Genomic DNA, 17,066 nt, shown 5'->3' with positions numbered 1-17,066 from the left:
AGTACAGTTCGCAAAAGCTTAGTGCAGCTATACATGAAATGCAAAACGTCGCCCCCTGCCCCCGAACCCCGCCGGTTCGCAAGGCTTTGCGGTATTTGCAAATGTTCCCAGAAATCACAAAAGGCGGCCTTAAAGCCGCCTTTTGCATCACTACCTGGTTGAATTACCCGGGTTAACTAGTTCGGAATAACCGCCGTGGCTTCGATTTCAAGCAGGGCTTCGTCTTCGACAAGGGCACTGACCACGACCATGGTCATGGCCGGGAAATTCTTGCCAAGAACATCGCGATACGCACGACCAACTTCGCGCTGTTTGGCGAGATATTCCTGTTTGTCGGTGACATACCAGGTCAGGCGGGTCAGATGTTCGGGCTTGCCACCCGCCGCATCAAGAACAGCGGCAATGTTTTTAAGCGCCTGTTCCATCTGTCCGACAAAGTCCTTGGCAACGAAGACCTGATCTTCGTTCCAGCCAATTTGTCCGCCGATATACAGGGTGGCACCTTGTGCAAGGACACCGTTTGCATATCCCTTGGGCTCTTTCCATCCGTCTGGCTGAACGATTTTATGCATTGTTTTCTACCACTTGATTGATTTCTTTTTCGATTTTGGCACGCAAATCATCTGGCCATGCCACTGACTTTCCGGCCCCTTTTTTGGTGAAGACCAGTGTTACCGTTGTTTTCAGGCGTTGCTCGTCACCTGCGAAAGCTGCGATTTCCAGCTCAAGACTTGATCGTCCGATCCGGATCGGTTCCAGACGAAATTCCAGCTGATCACCCAACATGCTTGGCGCGGTAAAGGCGATGGTCAGCCCCGCGGTCGGAACGGCGGCCTGCATCGGGCCATGCATGGTCGGAAACCCGCATCCGATGACCACATCAAACCATTCTTCGACCGTCGCGTTGACCATTTCGAAATAGCGCGGATAAAAGACAATCCCCGCCGGATCGCAATGTTGAAACAGGACTTTCTGCCGATAGGTGAAAACAGCCATATCAGACCCCCAGATACCGGTCGGCCAGATCGTCGGTCAGTTCGTTCACCGCACCGGTCCAGGCGGTAACGCCCTTTTCAACGACAACATAGCGATCAGCCACACCTGAAAGTTCCTTAAGCGATTTATCGACCACAAGGATTGTCAGACCCGATTGTTTGAGCTGATTGATCGCCGCCCAGATTTCCTGACGCACTACGGGGGCCAGCCCCTCGGTTGCTTCATCCAGGATCAGCAAACGCGGATTGGTCATCAATGCGCGCCCGATGGCCAGCATCTGCTGTTCACCGCCTGAAAGGGTCATGGCCTTTTGATCGCGCCGTTCGGCAAGGCGCGGGAACAGTTCGGCGACCTTGTCAAAATCCCATTCCCCGGAACGGGCAGCGGCAATCAGGTTTTCAGTCACACTGAGGCGGGCAAAGCACCGGCGCCCTTCGGGCACCAGACCAAGGCCCAGACGGGCGGCCTTGTGCGATGGCATTTTCGCAAGATCATGACCGGCAAAACGGATCGAACCATCACGATGTTCCATCATGCGACAGATGGTTTTGATCGTGGTGGTCTTGCCCATGCCGTTACGGCCCATAAGGGCAACGGCCTCACCCTCATTGAGCGTCAAATCAATGCCAAAAAGCGCCTGCGATGCGCCGTAAAAGGCGGTCACGCCACTAAGTTCGAGAAGTGCAGTCATATCAGGCTTCCTCCCCGAGATAGGCACGTTTGACATCTTCGTTGCCGCGGATTTCATCGACCGTGCCGGTCGCAATAATCCGGCCATAGACCAGAACTGAAATCCGGTCGGCGAGCGCAAAGACCGCATCCATGTCATGTTCGACCAGAAGGATCGGGGCCTGCGCCCGCAAACCATCAAGGAACCCGGTCAGACGTTTGGAACCTTCTGGTCCCATACCGGCCATCGGTTCATCAAGAAGGAACGCCTTGGGTTCAAGGGCAAGGGCCACGGCCATTTCAAGCTGACGGCGTTCGCCATGCGAAATATCGGCCGCACGCATCTGTGCACGATCGGCCAAGCCGACCCGTTCAAGCTGTGCCATGGCCGGTTCGACAAGTGATTTGTCACCGAGAACCGGGCGGAAAAAGCGAAATACCTTTCCACTGACCGACTGGCGCGCCAGCATCACATTTTGCAGAACCGAGAATTCCGGCATCAGGGATGAAACCTGAAACGTTCGGGCAAGGCCCATGCGCGAGCGGGCAACCGCATCAAATTCGTTGATCAGCTGACCATCGAAATGAATGTCGCCGCTGTCAGATTGGATTTCGCCCGCGATTTGTTTGATCAGGGTCGATTTACCCGCCCCGTTTGGACCGATCAGGGCATGAATTTCACCGGGACGCAGATCAAGGGTCACATCATCACTGGCAAGTAACGATCCGAACTGTTTGGTGATGTTTGAAAGCGAAAGAATGGCATCAGGCATGTTTACGCTCCCCGGCCAGAACACCGACCAAACCACCGCGGGCAAACAGCACCACAATCAGCAACAACACACCAAGCGGCAGTTGCCAGAATTCCCACACACCGCCAAGCAGATGTTCGAGAATGATATAAAGTGCCGCACCGGCCAGCGGACCGAACAAACGTCCAACCCCGCCCAGAATGACAAAGATCATGATTTCGCCCGACATATGCCAGGACAGCATGGTCGGACTGACAAAGCGGTTAAGATCGGCATACAGCGCCCCGGCAAGGGCGGTAATCATTGCCGAAATCACAAAGGCAACCAGACGGATACGGAACGGCGCAATGCCCACCGCCGTCATGCGTTGCGCATTCTGGCGTGCGCCCTGAAGGGCAAGACCAAAGCGTGACCGGATCAGGACAGCTGAAAACAGCATGACAATCCCCAGCATCACCGCGCAAAGGGCAAAGAAGCTGATCGGATCCAGGGTATTGAGCCCCGGGAAGCCATTGCGCACATAGATCGACAATCCGTCTTCGCCGCCATAAGCCGGCCAGGAAATGGCGAAGTAATAGATCATCTGGGCAAAGGCCAGGGTGATCATGATGAAATAGACGCCACTGGTCCGAAGCGTGATCGCCCCGATCGCCAGCGCAACAAGTGCCGATACCACAAGGGCCACGATCCAGATCACGATCATCTGGGTGGTGCCTTCGATCAGGAACGGGCTTTCCATGATCGGTTCATAATTGAGCGCATGGCTGGCAAGAATGCCCGCGGCATAGCCGCCAATGCCAAAGAACGCCGCATGACCGAATGACACAAGGCCGCCAAAACCAAGAACAAGGTTAAGTCCGACCCCGGCCATGGCAAAGATCGCCACCTTGGTTGCAAGGGTAATGATAAAGGGTTCATCCATCCCCATCGCAATCAGCGGCACAGCCACAAGTGCAATGGCCAGAATGGAATTGATAAGTGTTTCGCGGTTCATGGTCATATCAGGCTTCCGTCCCGAACAAACCGCTTGGACGCAGGAACAGAACCAGCGCCATCACGATATAAATCAACATGGATGCAAGTGCCGACCCGATTGCCGTCGCACTTGACGGATCAAGGAAGGTGGCAAAGGCATGCGGCAACAGGAAACGCCCCATCGTGTCGGTAAACCCGACCAGAAGCGATCCAACCAGCGCGCCCTTGATCGAGCCGATACCGCCAATAACAATCACGACAAAGGCCAGAATAAGCACGGGTTCGCCCATGCCGACCTGAACCGACTGGGTGGTGCCGACAAAGGCACCGGCAAGCCCGGCCAATGCCGCGCCAAGCGCAAAGACAACCGTATAAAGGCGGTCGATATTGACCCCGAGGGCAGCGATCATGCCACGATCTGCCTCACCCGCGCGGATGCGCACCCCAAGACGGGTTTTGCCAATCAAAAGGAACAGGCCGACCGCAACCAGAAGCCCGGCAATAATGATCGCCAGACGGAAAATCGGATATTCAAGCGCGCCGGGCAGAACGACCGTACCGGTCAGGATATCGGGGACGCTCAGGAAAAGCGGGAAGGAACCGAAAAGCCAGCGGGTCCCTTCGGAAAAAACCAAAATAAGGGCAAAAGTCGCCAACACCTGATCAAGATGATCACGGTTATACAAGCGGCGAATAATCAGCATTTCAACCAGAACACCGGCAAGTGCAGCGGCCATCAGACTTGCAACAAGACCAAGCCAGAATGAGCCGGTCCAGGCCGCAACAGCAGCACAGGCAAACGCACCAACCATATAGAGCGAGCCGTGGGCAAGGTTAATCAGCCCCATCACACCGAAAACCAGCGTCAGCCCCGATGCCATCAAAAACAGCATCAGACCGGACTGAAGGCTGTTTAACAGCTGCTCCAGAAAAAGAGAGAACATTATTGGAAACTCCGTCACAAGGTAGTCGGGGACCGGTCATTGACCGTGACCGGCCCCCGCCGTCTTGTCAGCTCGTCATTACATCGAGCATTCCGACGCATAGGCGTCAGAGTGGTCTTTAAGGGCGACACCAACGATCTTGTTGGTCAGAACGTCACCTTCCTTCACGACTTCACGAACATAGATGTCCTGAATCGGGTGCTGGTTCGGGCCAAAGATGAAGTTGCCACGCACCGAATTGAAATCGGCAGAACGCAGGGCATCACGGAACGCTTCCTTATCGGAAATGCTTGCCTTGCCCATTGCTGAGAGCAGCAGGTTTGCCGTGTCAAAGCCATAGGATGCATAAAGCGACGGCAGACGACCATATTCGGCCTGGAAGGTTTCAACGAATGCCGCATTCGTCGGGTTGTCGATGTCTTTTGACCAGTTCGAGGTGTTTTTCACACCAAGTGCTGCGTCACCAACAGCGCCGAGAATGCCCTGATCCATCGAGAATGCCGGACCGATCAGCGGAATATCAACACCGGACTGGGCGTACTGTTTCATGAACGCGATGCCCATGCCGCCCGGAAGGAAGAAGAAGACGCTGTCTGCACCCGATGCACGGATCTGTGCGATTTCGGCGGCATAGTCGGTCTGGCCAAGCTTGGTGTAAACTTCTTCGGCGATATCACCCATGAAGAAGCGTTTGAAACCAGCCAGGGAGTCCTTACCGGCCGGATAGTTCGGCGCAAGAATGAAGGCCTTCTGGTAACCGGCACTTGATGCATAGCCACCGGCTGCTTCATGCAGGTTGTCGTTCTGATAGGAAACGCTGAAATAGTTTTTGTTGCAGCCTTTGCCGGCAAGCTGCGACGGGGCAGCGTTGACCGACAGATAGATTTTGTCCTGTGCAACTGCGGACGGTACAACCGCCATGGCCAGGTTCGACCAGATGATACCGGTCAGAACATCAACCTTTTCCTGCTGGATCATTTTGTCAGCCAGCTGAACCGCAACGTCCGGTTTGCGCTGATCGTCTTCGATCACGACCTGCAGGTCCGGATTGTTTGCCTGTTTGACAGCCAGCATAAAGCCGTCACGTGCATCGATCCCCAGACCGGCACCGCCACCCGAAAGCGTCGTGATCATGCCGACCTTGACCGGATCAGCGTGCGCCGACCCCGCTGCAAGCAAAGCAGCAACTGCTGCGATGGTTGTCTTGATACCCTTCATTAAAGCCTCCGTGTTAATACGATTTTTCATTTAGCAACACGTTGATCCCACGACATTTATGTCTTTTTGCGTCGTGGTTTTCGTGAACCTGATGCCTGCCCCTGATCTTGCAGTATTTGCATCGGGTCCGTCCATCCTCAAAGCGTGGTTCGCACCCGCCAGAGTTCCGGAAACAGTTCTACTTCCAGCATTTTCTTAAGATAACTGACACCACCGGTTCCGCCGGTCCCGCGTTTGAAACCAATAACGCGTTCGACCGTGGTCACATGGTTAAAGCGCCAGCGACGGAAGTAATCTTCGAAATCGACCAGCTTTTCAGCCAGTTCATAAAGCGACCAGTGCTTTGCCGGATCGCTGTAAACCTTGTGCCAGGCGGCAATCACCGCATCATCTGGCGTATAAGGGGCCGAAACATCGCGGTTCAGAATATGATCGGGAATATCGATCCCCTCGCCCGCGACAAGATTAAGCGCCTCGTCATACAGGCTTGGCGTTGCCAGTTCGGCCTTGAGCATTTCCATGATGTCTTCGCGATGTGCATGGGGGCGTAACATCGCGTGATTGCGATTGCCCAGCATGAATTCGATCTGACGATACTGATAGGACTGGAACCCAGAAGACGGGCCAAGCGCATCACGGAATGTCGTATAGTCACTTGGCGTCATGGTGCGCAAAACGTCCCATGCGTTATTAAGCTGTTCAAAAATCCGCGACACACGGGCCAGCATTTTAAAGGCCGGGCGCAAATCCCCACCCCGAATGGCCTTGCGCGCAGCCGCAATTTCGCGGATCGCCAGTTTCATCCAAAGTTCGGATGTCTGGTGCTGAATGATGAACAGCAATTCGTCATGGGCATCCGATTGCGGATGCTGGGCGGTCAGGATCGCATCAAGGGACAGATAATCCCCATAGGACATCTGATCGGAGAAATCCGTGCGGGCACCTTCGTTGCTGGGATCATAGGGGGTGGTCGGTTTTGCCATGATCAGGTCACCGCATTGCGTTTGTGAAATTCCGGCTTGTCCCAAGCCTTCGTTTCCATGATTTCGGCAAGGATTTTGACCGCACCATCAACATCGGCATTGTCGATATAAAGCGGGGTAAAGCCAAAACGGATCACATCAGGGGCACGGAAATCACCAATCACCCCGCGTGCGATCAATGCCTGCATCACCGCATAGCCCTGATCAAACCTGAACGAGACCTGTGATCCACGGTTTGCGGCATCACGCGGGCTTGCAAGTTCGAGCATCGGGCAGCTTGCCTCGACCCCGGCGATGAATTGTTCACAGAGTTCGATGCTGCGTGCACGGATATCGGCCATTTCAACGCCGTCCCATGCCTTCATTGCTTCTTCCAGAACTGTCATCTGGATCACCGGCGGGGTGCCAACCCGCATGCGCGACACATCGGGTGCCGGGGTGTAATCCGGGTCAAAGGCAAAGGGGGTGGCATGACCAAGCCAGCCCGACAGTGCCGGGCGGGCAACCTTGGCATGATCGGGACGAACATAGATAAAGGCCGGCGCACCGGGACCGCCATTGAGATATTTATAGGTACATCCCACTGCGAAATCGGCATTGCACCCGGCCAGATCCACCGGTACCGCACCAGCCGAATGGGCAAGATCCCAAATCACCAGGGCACCCGCGGCATGCGCAAGTTCGGTGATGCGTTTCATGTCATGCATGCGGCCCGTGCGATAATCCACCTGGGTCAGCATCAGCACAGCCAGATCTTCGTTGATCAGGCTTTCGACATCTTCGGGATTTGGGGTTTTAAGAACATGCCCCTTATCCAGACTTTTGATCAGGCCATCAGCCATATAAAGATCGGTCGGGAAGTTGCCGTTATCAGAAACAACAACCTTGCGATCCGGGCGCATTTCAAGCGCACTTGCCAAGGCCTGATAGACCTTGATCGACAGGGTATCGCCCATCACGACCGTACCGGGTGCCGCCCCGATCAAACGTGCGACAAGATTGCCGACACGTTCGGGTTGCTCCATCCATTTGGCTTCGTTCCAGCCACGGATAAGCATTTCCCCCCATTCATCCTCGATCATCGCCTTGGCGCGGTTTGCGGCCGTTTTCGGCAGCACGCCAAGCGAGTTCCCGTCAAGGTAAATCACACCTTTGGGGATATGGAACAGGGATTTGGTGGCGGCAAAGTCGGTCATGCAGACATTTCCTGTTTCAGTCTGAAGCGCTGGATTTTTCCAGTCGCGGTTTTTGGCAGTGTCTCGATAAAGACGACGGAGCGCGGATATTTGAACGGCGCGATCGTCGCTTTTACATGATCCTGAAGCAGTTTGGCCATCTCGGGTGTCGGGTGGAAACCGTCCGCCAGAACGATATGGGCCTGAACGATGGTGCCGCGTTCTTCATCGGGGGCACCGATCACTGCGCATTCTGCCACGGCCGCGTGGGACAGAAGCGCCGCTTCGACTTCGGGACCGGCAATGTTATAGCCCGATGAAACGATCATATCGTCATTGCGCGCCGCGAAATGGTAATAGCCCTTTTCATCGACAAAGAACGCATCCCCGGTCAGGTTCCAGCCATCGCGGACATAGACGGCCTGACGAACATCATCCAGATAACGACAACCCGTCGGACCACGCACGGCAAGACGGCCCACGGTGCCGACCGGAACTTCGTTCATGTCATGATCGACGATCTTGGCCTCATACCCGGAAACCGGACGCCCGGTGCAGGCCGGGTGACTGTCGCCAAAACGGTTGGAAATAAAGATATGGAGCATCTCGGTCGCGCCGATGCCATCAAGCATCGGCTTCCCGGTTTTGGCCATCCATGCCTCATAAACCGGGGCCGGAAGCGTTTCACCAGCCGAAACAGCGGCACGCAAGGATGAAAGATCCGCCCCGTCATCCATCGCCGAAAGCATCACCCGATAGGCGGTCGGGGCGGTAAAGCACACCGTCGCCTTATAGGTTTCGATGATTTCGATCATGTTGGGCGGGGATGCCTTTTCAAGCAGTGTCGCCGTTGCCCCGAAACGCAGCGGGAAGATCGCAAGCCCGCCCAGACCAAAGGTAAAGGCAAGCGGCGGCGATCCGACAAACACATCATCGGGCGTCACATTGAGCACTTCCTTGGCATAGCCGTCCGCAATAATCAGAAGATCACGGTGGAAATGCATGGTGGCCTTGGGGCTGCCGGTGGTGCCCGACGTAAAGCCAAGCAATGCCACATCATCACGCCCGGTTTTAACCGCCTCGAACTTGACCGATTTGGTCAGGGCAATGCGATCAAGTTCGGCATCATGATTGGCCGTGCCATCAAACCCGATGACCTTTTTAAGGAACTTGCTGTCCTTGGCACAGGCCACCAGTTCATCCATCAGGCGCGTATCGCAAAGGGCAAATTCAATTTCGGCCTTATCGACAATCTGACCCAATTCGCCGGCACGCAGCATCGGCATGGTATTGACCACAACCGCGCCGGCCTTGGTCGCCGCCAGCCAGCACGCCACCATTGCCGGGTTGTTGGCCGAACGGATCAGGATGCGGTTGCCGGGCTTGACGCCGTAATCTTCGACCAGCGCATGGGCAATGCGGTTGGTCCAGTCAGCCAGTTCCTTGTAAGTACGCTGGCGACCATTGCCGATCAGGGCGGTGTTATCCCCAAAACCCTGTTCGACCATTTTATCGGTCAGCTCAACACCGGCATTCAGATATTCGGGATAGTCGAACCCATCCAGATTGATTTCCGGCCATTCATTGAGCGGCGGGAGCTTGTCCCGGGTGAAGCTATCGGTATGTGCGGTTGGTCCGAGCATTGTGAAGTCCCTGATACAGCCATTATTGCGCCAGCGTTTGCCGTGCGATGATTATTTTCTGGACGTCGGATGCGCCTTCATAAATACGAAGGGCGCGAATTTCCCGGTAAAGCGATTCAACGATGTGGCCACTGCGCACACCATCGCCGCCATGAATTTGCACCGCCTTGTCTATGACGGTTTGTGCATGATCGGTGGAATAAAGTTTGGCCATCGCCGCTTCGCGGCTGACCCGGGCGGCACCGCTGTCTTTCAGCCACGCCGCGCGGTAAACCAGAAGTGCCGACGCATCGATATCAAGTGCCATGTCCGCGACATGTCCTTGCACCATCTGAAGATCAAATAACGGCGCGCCAAACAGTTCGCGTTCCTGAACCCGCGTGATGGTTTCATCAAGGGCACGGCGCGCAAAGCCAAGGGCCGCCGCCGCCACGGTCGAACGGAAAACATCAAGCACCGACATGGCGATCTTGAAACCATCCCCGCCCTTGCCAATCAGGCTTGATGCCGGAATACGGCAATCGGTGAATTTCAGGCGCGCAAGCGGATGCGGGGCAATGGTGTGCAGACGTTCGGCAATTTCAAACCCGGGAATACCGGCCGGGATCACAAAGGCCGAAAGCCCCTTTGCCCCGGGTGCTTCGCCGGTGCGCGCAAAGACACAATAGAAATCGGCAATGCCCCCATTGGAAATCCAGGTTTTCTCGCCATTCAGAACAAAGTCATCGCCATCGCGCCGGGCATCCAGGGCGATATTGGCAACGTCAGATCCCGACTTTGGTTCGGTCAGAGCAAAGGCAGCGATCCCCTTGCCGGAACGTACTTTTGGAAGCCACTCCCTCTGATGGGCTTCCGTTCCAAACAAGGAGATCGCGCCACTCCCCAAGCCCTGCATTGCAAATGCGAAATCTGCCAGACCGTCATAGCGTGCCAGTGTCTCGCGGATCAGGCACAGCGACCTGACATCAAGCTTTGAATTGGGATCAGTGTCATCAATCGCGGCATGGCGAAGCCATTCGCCCCCGGCAAGACGCCCCACAAGATCCCGACACGCGGCATCGACATCACCATGATCAATGCCATCAAGGTTGGCCGATGCCCATGCATCAAGACGCGTCGCCAGTTCACGGTGGCGATCTTCGAAAAACGGCCAGTCAAGGTAGGATGTATCAGCCATCAATTGCCCTCAAACACCGGTTTTTCCTTGGCGACAAAGGCCTTGTAGGCGCGGTTGAAATCTTCGGTCTGCATGCAGATCGCCTGCGCCTGTGCTTCGGCCTCGATGGCCTGTTCAATCGACATGTTCCATTCCTGGGCCAGCATGGTTTTGGTCATCATGTGACCGAAATTCGGGCCCTGGGAAATACGGGTGGCAAGGGCGATGGCTTCTGCTTCGAGAACATCGGCTTCGACCAGACGGTTATAGAACCCCCACCGTTCGCCTTCCTCGGCCGACATGGAACGACCGGTATAAAGAAGTTCGGCGGCACGACCCTGACCGATGATGCGTGGCAGGATCGCACATGCACCCATATCGCATCCGGCAAGACCGACACGGGTAAACAGGAAGGCCGTTTTGGATGATGCGGTTGCCAGACGCAGGTCGGATGCCATGGCAATGATTGCCCCCGCACCCACACAAACGCCATCCACAGCCGCAATCACCGGCTTGCCACAGCCAATGATCGCCTTGACCAGATCACCGGTCATGCGGGTGAATTCCAGAAGGCCCTTCATGTCCTTTTTGATCAGCGGACCGATAATGTCATGCACATCCCCGCCAGAGCAGAAATTGCCACCGTTTGATCCGAACACCACGGCCTTGACGTCATCGGCATAGACCAGATCGCGGAACGTATCGCGAAGTTCGGCATAGCTTTCAAAGGTCAGCGGGTTTTTACGATCCGGCCGGTCCAGTGAAATGACGGCAACGTCGCCTTCCATACGCCAATTGAAATGGGTCGGTGTGATGTTGGCCATCCTAGTCATGGTGGGGCGCCTCGTTATGGTGGGAGATGGTGCGAAGAATACGAATAAGGGCATCGGCATCCGATGACGACAGATCGGAAAACAGATCGGAAACCCAGCTTTCATGAACCAGTGCGCGTTCGGCGAAATCCTTTTCGCCTGCCTCGGTCAGTCGCACGATGGATGCCCGGCGGTCATTTTCGACCGGCAGGCGGACGACCAGTCCCTCTGCCACAAGCCGGTCCACGATGCCGGTGACATTGCCGTTCGAAACCATCAGCGATTTTGAAAGTTCGCTCATGCGCATGCCATCGCGTTCGCGATAAAGGGCGGCCAATACATCAAAGCGGGGCAAGGTCGATCCGAACTCGACCCGCATTTTTTCGCGAAGTTCGCCTTCGATCTTGCGCGACACTTTCAGGATTTGCAGCCAGGCCCGCAGGCGCGCCTTGGAAATATCAGACGTTTCGTTTCCGCCCGGTCCGGTGGCATTTTCGGATTTGTTCATATTCATGCTTCTCCTCCCGACACGGAAATGGTCTGGCCGGTGATCGATCCCGCATTCGGGCTGCACAGCCACATCACGGTTTCTGCAACCTCGTCTGGTTGAATGAATCGGTTCTGCGGATTGATTTTGGCAAGGCTTGCGCGGGCCTGATCACGGGTCATGCCGGTTTTCGCAACGATGTTTGCCACCGATTTTTCAAGCATCGGTGTTTCCATAAAGCCCGGGCAAACCGCATTGACGGTGATCGGGCTGCTGGCAAGTTCAACGGCCATCCCCTTGATCAGGCCGACAACGCCATGCTTTGCCGCACAATAGGCCGTGACATAGGCATAACCTTTAAGCCCCGCGGTCGAGGCAATCGAAATCAGTCGCCCCGGCTTGGCCTTGTCCATCACGGCAAGCCCTTCGCGGAAGGTCAGAAACGTTCCGGTCAGATTGACATCAATGGTGCGTTTCCAAAGATCGACCGACATTTTGCCGACCGGGGCACTTTCGGCCATACCGGCATTGGCAATCACCAGATCGGGCGCCCCCATGGTTTCGACCATGGTGGTGAACATGTCACGCACAGATGTTTCATCGGTAACGTCTGCTGCGATCGCCATGATGTTTTCATGCTGGGCGACCTCGGCCAGAACATCGGTCCGGCGGCCGGAAACGGCAACCTTGACCCCGGCATCGGCCAGCATCCGGGCCATAACCGCCCCGACACCTGAACCGCCCCCGGTTATCAATGCACGCTGAATGGCAAGATCACCCATCACGACTTACACCTTTCCGGTCATGACATCGGCCCGCTCAGAAAGACGCCACATCTGATCACGCCCGGCATAATAAGGGGCCGGCCAGTTTTCGGTGCGGTTGCCAAGCTGGGCTGCCTGATGCAGCGTCCAGTAAGGATCGGCCAGATGCGGGCGGGCCAGACAGACAAGATCCGCACGCCCCGCCATCAGGATCGAATTGACGTGATCGGGTTCGTAAATATTGCCAACCGCCATGGTCGCCATTTTGGCTTCGTTGCGGATACGGTCAGAAAACGGCGTCTGGAACATACGGCCATAAACCGGACGCGCATCCTTTGTCGTCTGACCGGCAGAAACGTCACAGATATCAACATCATTGGCCTGAAGAATGCGGGCAATCTCAACCGCGTCTTCGGGTGTGACCCCGGCATCCCCGACCCAGTCATTGGCCGAAATACGCACCGACATCGGCTTGTTGGCAGGCCAGACCGCACGCACGGCATTGATGACTTCAAGTGGGTAACGCATCCGGTTTTCAAGCGATCCGCCATATTCATCTTCACGCGTGTTGCTGACCGGGCTGATGAAGGATGACAGAAGATACCCGTGCGCGGCATGGATTTCGATCATGTCAAATCCGGCGCGGTCGGCCATTTTGGCCCCGGCAACGAACTGGTCACGGACCATATCCATATCTTCGCGTGTCATGGCCTTGGGAACGGCATTGCGATCAGACCAGGCAATGGCGGATGCCGACAAAAGCGGCCAGTTGCCGTCTTTTAACGGCGCATCCATTTCTTCCCAACCCAACTGGGTTGACCCCTTGCGTCCCGAATGACCGATCTGCATACAGATTTTTGCATCCGTTTCGCCATGAACGAAATCGGTGATCCGTTTCCAGGCCGCTTCATGGGCATCATCATAAACCCCCGGGCAGCCCGGCGTGATCCGGCCATCGGCCGAGACACAGGTCATTTCGGTATAAACCAGCCCCGCACCGCCCTTGGCACGTTCAGCATAATGGATCAGATGCCAGTCGGTCGGGCAACCATCAACGGCCTTGTATTGCGCCATCGGGGAAACAACGATCCGGTTCTTCAGTTCCATATCGCGCAGTTTGAACGGCACAAACATCGGGTGACGGACCGGTTCGGATGCCGGCAATCCTGCCTTGCGCTGGAACCAGCTTTCAGCACTTTCCAGCCATTTGGCATCGCGCATGCGCAGGTTTTCGTGGCTGATACGTTGCGATCTGGTCAGAAGCGAATAGGTGAACTGGACCGGATCGAAATCAAAGTAACGCTCGATCTCTTCGAACCATTCCATCGAGTTGCGCGCAGCTGACTGCAGGCGCAGCACCTCAAGACGGCGTTCGTCCTCATACTTGCCAAAGGCCGATTTCAGATCCGGCTCGGAATGCAGGTAATTGGCCAGCGCAATCGCACTTTCAAGCGCAAGCTTGGTTCCCGATCCGATCGAAAAATGCGCCGTCGCCGCGGCATCGCCCATCAGGACGATATTTTCATGGGACCAGCTTTTGCAAAGAACGCGCGGGAAACTCAGCCAGGCCGAACCACGAATATGATGGGCATTGCTGATCAGGGCATGACCACCAAGATGATCCTTGAAAATCGCCTCGCAGGTCGCAATCGACTCTTCCTTGGACATCTCGCCAAAGCCGTAAGCGTCCCAGGTTTCCTGCGAGCATTCGACAATGAAGGTCGCGGTTTCGTCATCAAACTGATAGGCGTGCGCCCAGACCCAGCCCTTGTCGGTTTGTTCGAAGATGAAGGTAAAGGCATCGTCGAACTTCTGATGCGTGCCAAGCCAGACAAATTTGCATTTGCGGGTATCAATATCGGGCTGGAACTGATCGGCAAACTCGCTGCGGGTTTTGGAATTCAACCCGTCGCTGGCAACCACAAGATCAAATTCTTTGGCATAGCTTGCCGCACTTTCGGCCTCGGTCTCGAACCGCAATTCAACACCAAGTTCACGCGCACGTTGCTGAAGCAGGATCAGAAGCTTTTTGCGGCCGATACCGCAGAAACCATGACCGGTCGACACGGTTTTCTCGCCGCGATACTGAACCGCAACATCATCCCAATAGGAAAAGTTGGCACGAATGGCCTCGGCACTTTTGGCATCATTTTCGGCCAAATTATCCAGCGTCTCGTCAGACAGCACCACACCCCAGCCGAATGTGTCATCGGGCTTGTTGCGTTCAATCACCACCACCTCATTGGCGGGATCGCGCAATTTCATCGAGATTGCAAAATAAAGTCCCGCAGGACCGCCACCCAGACAAGCTACTCTCACCAGCTTTTCCCTTCCTGATTTGTTTGGTTGTTTCGGGAAACTGATAAAACGGTACGCCTCGTTCTGTTTTATTTCAAGCACAAATATTTTAAGTTTGAAATATCTGTGAAGTTGCCTAGAATTTGTCCTATAACCAGAATGCGCAAGCCCGCCTTTGACCGCGGGACCGAACCGCCACCACATCGAATATCAGGGAAGAAGTCACATGATTACCGACTGGGATGATGCTTATGCCAATGGCGACCATATTGCCGATGCCGGATCCTTTCCGGGCATGTGGGCTGAACAATCCTCCCGGTTCCGCGATGCCCTGATTGCCGATGGCCGAGCCGAACTTGATGTTCCCTATGGTACGGCTGATCGCGAAAAATACGATCTGTTCCTGCCTGTCGGCGCCCCAAAGGGCCTGGTCGTTTTCGTTCATGGCGGTTATTGGAAGGCCTTTGACAAATCAAGCTGGTCGCATCTTGCCAATGGTGCGGTCGCCAAGGGTTGGGCTGTTTGCCTGCCAAGCTATACGCTCGCACCCGATGCCCGCCTGTCCCAGATCACCCGACAGGTTGCCTTGGCAATCAATCATGTTGCGGGCCGCATATCTGGTCCCATTCACCTGACCGGACATTCGGCGGGCGGGCATCTTGTCAGCCGGATGGTTTCAAACACCTCGCCCTTAGCACCCGGTGTTATGGCACGGGTTGAAAACACGGTGTCAATTTCCGGCCTGCATGATTTGCGACCGCTTTTGAACACGTCGATGAATGATGTCTTGGGCCTTGATGAAGAAGAAGCGGCAACCGAAAGTGCAGCCCTTCTCAAACCAACCCTGCCCTGCTCGATCACCTGCTGGGTTGGTGCCGATGAACGTCCGGAATTTGTCCGCCAGAATGATTTGCTTGCCAATATCTGGACCGGGCTTGGCGCATCGACCCGTTCGGTTCATGCCCCGGACAAGCATCATTTCGATGTCATTGCCGATCTTGCCGATCCCGAGTCTGATCTGACGGCCTGCCTTTTGACACCGATCAGCGGGGAGGATGACTGATATGACCACCGTCACCCTGACCCGTGAAGACCATATCGGCATCATCACAATCAACAACCCGCCGATCAACGCCACCAGCCATCCGGTGCGGGCCGGCATCGTTGATGCCCTTGATCAAGTCGATCATGATCCGGCCATCCGGATCGCGATCCTGATCTGTGGCGGCAAAACCTTTATCGCCGGGGCCGATGTGACGGAATTTGGTCAACCGCCCAAAGACCCGATCCTTCCCGATGTGATCAAACGGCTCGAAGCAGCAACCAAACCGGTTATTGCCGCCATTCACGGTCATGCCCTTGGCGGCGGGCTCGAAGTCGCGCTGGGATGTCATTACCGGATTGCAGACAAATCGGCCAAGCTTGGCCTTCCGGAAGTCAATCTTGGCCTGATCCCCGGTGCGGGCGGCACTGTTCGCCTGCCCCGTCTGGTCCCTGTGACTGAGACCATCAACATCATCACGTCCGGCAAACCTGTTTCAAGCACCAAGGCCAACGAAATTGGCCTGATCGATGCGATTTGCCACGGCGCGCTGCTTGATGCCGCCAAGGACTTTGCCCAGACGATCCTTGATCGGGAGATGCCGGTCGCCCTTGTTGATCGTCCGCCGGTCGATGTACCCGACAGTTCCGCATGGGACGACATTGTCGCATCCGCCCGTAAAAACGCCCGCGGCCAGATTGCACCGCTTGCGGCCATTGACGTCCTGCGTACCGGCCTTGAAAAGGGCGCCAAAGACGGTCTTGCTTATGAGCGTCAAACTTTTGTCAAACTGCGCGACAGCGATCAGTCAAAGGCGCTTCGCCACATCTTCTTTGCCGAACGTTCGGTTGGCAAATTGCCCGAGCTTTCCGGTGTCGATCCCGCACCCATTACCGATGTCGGCGTGATCGGCGGCGGCATCATGGGGGCGGGCATTGCAACCGCATCCCTGCTTGCGGGCTTTAAGGTCACGATCATCGAACGCAATGAAGATGCCTGTGCGAATGGCCGCAACACGGTCGAAAAGCATCTTTCAGGAAGCCTCAAGCGCGGATTGATCACTCAGGACCGCTTTGATCAGTTGATGGCTGCCCTTTCAACCAGTACGGACTATGCGGCCCTGGCTTCGGCCGATCTGGTGGTTGAAGCCGT

General features: G+C 55.7%; 17 protein-coding genes (1 of these 17 running past the window's edge). 2 read left to right on the top strand and 15 right to left on the bottom strand.

Annotation, left to right across the window (positions count from 1 at the left end; all coding sequences use genetic code 11):
- Positions 1-176: 176 nt before the first annotated feature.
- The 15 genes from M9H61_RS20365 to M9H61_RS20295 all read right to left on the bottom strand — a co-directional run bounded on the left by M9H61_RS20365 (position 177) and on the right by M9H61_RS20295 (position 14,893).
- The gene (locus M9H61_RS20365) at positions 177-572 is read right to left on the bottom strand and encodes a RidA family protein (protein ID WP_068518457.1); all 396 of its coding nucleotides are present in this window, start codon (positions 570-572) and stop codon (positions 177-179) included.
- Positions 565-996 carry a thioesterase family protein gene (locus M9H61_RS20360; RefSeq protein WP_250282640.1) on the bottom strand — a complete coding sequence of 144 codons (432 nt, stop codon included), beginning with the start codon at positions 994-996 and terminating at the stop codon, positions 565-567. The genes M9H61_RS20365 and M9H61_RS20360 overlap by 8 nt, the downstream gene beginning before the upstream one ends.
- A 1-nt stretch (position 997) precedes the next feature.
- Positions 998-1,687, bottom strand: a complete 690-nt coding sequence (locus M9H61_RS20355) for an ABC transporter ATP-binding protein (protein WP_068518459.1) — start codon at positions 1,685-1,687, stop codon at positions 998-1,000.
- A 1-nt stretch (position 1,688) separates the two neighbouring features.
- A complete protein-coding gene (locus M9H61_RS20350; protein WP_228195683.1) occupies positions 1,689-2,438 on the bottom strand; it encodes an ABC transporter ATP-binding protein in 750 nt (249 codons plus the stop codon).
- Positions 2,431-3,417, bottom strand: coding sequence for a branched-chain amino acid ABC transporter permease (locus M9H61_RS20345; protein WP_068518461.1), 987 nt, complete (start codon positions 3,415-3,417; stop codon positions 2,431-2,433). Before M9H61_RS20345 ends, M9H61_RS20350 begins: the two co-directional genes overlap by 8 nt.
- Position 3,418: 1 nt before the next feature.
- Positions 3,419-4,336: a branched-chain amino acid ABC transporter permease gene (locus M9H61_RS20340; RefSeq protein ID WP_068518462.1), complete on the bottom strand. Its 918-nt coding sequence runs from the start codon at positions 4,334-4,336 to the stop codon at positions 3,419-3,421.
- A gap of 78 nt (positions 4,337-4,414) precedes the next feature.
- A complete protein-coding gene (locus M9H61_RS20335) occupies positions 4,415-5,554 on the bottom strand; it encodes an ABC transporter substrate-binding protein (protein WP_101247813.1) in 1,140 nt (379 codons plus the stop codon).
- Between the two features lie 137 nt (positions 5,555-5,691).
- The gene (gene kynA / locus M9H61_RS20330) at positions 5,692-6,537 is read right to left on the bottom strand and encodes a tryptophan 2,3-dioxygenase (RefSeq protein WP_250282637.1); all 846 of its coding nucleotides are present in this window, start codon (positions 6,535-6,537) and stop codon (positions 5,692-5,694) included.
- A gap of 2 nt (positions 6,538-6,539) precedes the next feature.
- Positions 6,540-7,733 carry a kynureninase gene (gene kynU, locus M9H61_RS20325; protein WP_250282635.1) on the bottom strand — a complete coding sequence of 398 codons (1,194 nt, stop codon included), beginning with the start codon at positions 7,731-7,733 and terminating at the stop codon, positions 6,540-6,542.
- On the bottom strand, positions 7,730-9,355 hold the full coding sequence (locus M9H61_RS20320; protein WP_068518466.1) for an AMP-binding protein: 1,626 nt from the start codon (positions 9,353-9,355) through the stop codon (positions 7,730-7,732). The genes kynU and M9H61_RS20320 overlap by 4 nt, the downstream gene beginning before the upstream one ends.
- 22 nt (positions 9,356-9,377) lie before the next feature.
- Positions 9,378-10,532, bottom strand: a complete 1,155-nt coding sequence (locus M9H61_RS20315) for an acyl-CoA dehydrogenase family protein (RefSeq protein WP_114113809.1) — start codon at positions 10,530-10,532, stop codon at positions 9,378-9,380.
- Complete coding sequence (locus M9H61_RS20310; RefSeq protein WP_206927155.1) at positions 10,532-11,344, bottom strand: enoyl-CoA hydratase family protein; 813 nt, start codon at positions 11,342-11,344, stop codon at positions 10,532-10,534. Before M9H61_RS20310 ends, M9H61_RS20315 begins: the two co-directional genes overlap by 1 nt.
- Entirely contained in the window at positions 11,337-11,837 is a 501-nt protein-coding gene (locus tag M9H61_RS20305; protein ID WP_068518469.1) for a MarR family winged helix-turn-helix transcriptional regulator, read from the bottom strand. The genes M9H61_RS20310 and M9H61_RS20305 overlap by 8 nt, the downstream gene beginning before the upstream one ends.
- Positions 11,834-12,592 carry an SDR family NAD(P)-dependent oxidoreductase gene (locus M9H61_RS20300; protein WP_250282633.1) on the bottom strand — a complete coding sequence of 253 codons (759 nt, stop codon included), beginning with the start codon at positions 12,590-12,592 and terminating at the stop codon, positions 11,834-11,836. The genes M9H61_RS20305 and M9H61_RS20300 overlap by 4 nt, the downstream gene beginning before the upstream one ends.
- 6 nt (positions 12,593-12,598) lie before the next feature.
- Entirely contained in the window at positions 12,599-14,893 is a 2,295-nt protein-coding gene (locus M9H61_RS20295; RefSeq protein ID WP_250282631.1) for a bifunctional salicylyl-CoA 5-hydroxylase/oxidoreductase, read from the bottom strand.
- A gap of 205 nt (positions 14,894-15,098) precedes the next feature.
- Here M9H61_RS20295 and M9H61_RS20290 point away from each other — a divergent pair, with 205 nt between their 5' ends.
- Both M9H61_RS20290 and M9H61_RS20285 read left to right on the top strand, forming a co-directional pair.
- On the top strand, positions 15,099-15,935 hold the full coding sequence (locus M9H61_RS20290) for an alpha/beta hydrolase (RefSeq protein WP_250282629.1): 837 nt from the start codon (positions 15,099-15,101) through the stop codon (positions 15,933-15,935).
- Position 15,936: 1 nt separating this feature from the next.
- Positions 15,937-17,066 carry the 5' portion of an FAD-dependent oxidoreductase gene (locus tag M9H61_RS20285; protein WP_250282627.1) on the top strand. It continues 832 nt past the right edge of the window, so the window shows 1,130 of its 1,962 coding nt (coding positions 1-1,130); its start codon is at positions 15,937-15,939; its stop codon lies beyond the right edge, outside the window.

It is taken from the genome of Thalassospira sp. GO-4, from assembly GCF_023588965.1.
GTDB classification, from domain to species: domain Bacteria; phylum Pseudomonadota; class Alphaproteobacteria; order Rhodospirillales; family Thalassospiraceae; genus Thalassospira; species Thalassospira povalilytica.
The sequence above is the reverse complement of the archived record's forward strand: the minus strand, read 5'-3'. Positions and strand labels throughout refer to the sequence as shown.

Coding starts and splice junctions, on each gene's coding strand:
- M9H61_RS20345 (WP_068518461.1), bottom strand. CDS start 3,417: ATGACCATGAACCGCGAAACACTTATCAATTCCATTCTGGCCATTGCA.
- M9H61_RS20315 (WP_114113809.1), bottom strand. CDS start 10,532: ATGGCTGATACATCCTACCTTGACTGGCCGTTTTTCGAAGATCGCCAC.
- M9H61_RS20340 (WP_068518462.1), bottom strand. CDS start 4,336: ATGTTCTCTCTTTTTCTGGAGCAGCTGTTAAACAGCCTTCAGTCCGGT.
- M9H61_RS20360 (WP_250282640.1), bottom strand. CDS start 996: ATGGCTGTTTTCACCTATCGGCAGAAAGTCCTGTTTCAACATTGCGAT.
- M9H61_RS20310 (WP_206927155.1), bottom strand. CDS start 11,344: ATGACTAGGATGGCCAACATCACACCGACCCATTTCAATTGGCGTATG.
- M9H61_RS20365 (WP_068518457.1), bottom strand. CDS start 572: ATGCATAAAATCGTTCAGCCAGACGGATGGAAAGAGCCCAAGGGATAT.
- M9H61_RS20335 (WP_101247813.1), bottom strand. CDS start 5,554: ATGAAGGGTATCAAGACAACCATCGCAGCAGTTGCTGCTTTGCTTGCA.
- M9H61_RS20350 (WP_228195683.1), bottom strand. CDS start 2,438: ATGCCTGATGCCATTCTTTCGCTTTCAAACATCACCAAACAGTTCGGA.
- M9H61_RS20355 (WP_068518459.1), bottom strand. CDS start 1,687: ATGACTGCACTTCTCGAACTTAGTGGCGTGACCGCCTTTTACGGCGCA.
- kynU (WP_250282635.1), bottom strand. CDS start 7,733: ATGACCGACTTTGCCGCCACCAAATCCCTGTTCCATATCCCCAAAGGT.
- M9H61_RS20290 (WP_250282629.1), top strand. CDS start 15,099: ATGATTACCGACTGGGATGATGCTTATGCCAATGGCGACCATATTGCC.
- M9H61_RS20320 (WP_068518466.1), bottom strand. CDS start 9,355: ATGCTCGGACCAACCGCACATACCGATAGCTTCACCCGGGACAAGCTC.
- M9H61_RS20305 (WP_068518469.1), bottom strand. CDS start 11,837: ATGAATATGAACAAATCCGAAAATGCCACCGGACCGGGCGGAAACGAA.
- kynA (WP_250282637.1), bottom strand. CDS start 6,537: ATGGCAAAACCGACCACCCCCTATGATCCCAGCAACGAAGGTGCCCGC.
- M9H61_RS20300 (WP_250282633.1), bottom strand. CDS start 12,592: ATGGGTGATCTTGCCATTCAGCGTGCATTGATAACCGGGGGCGGTTCA.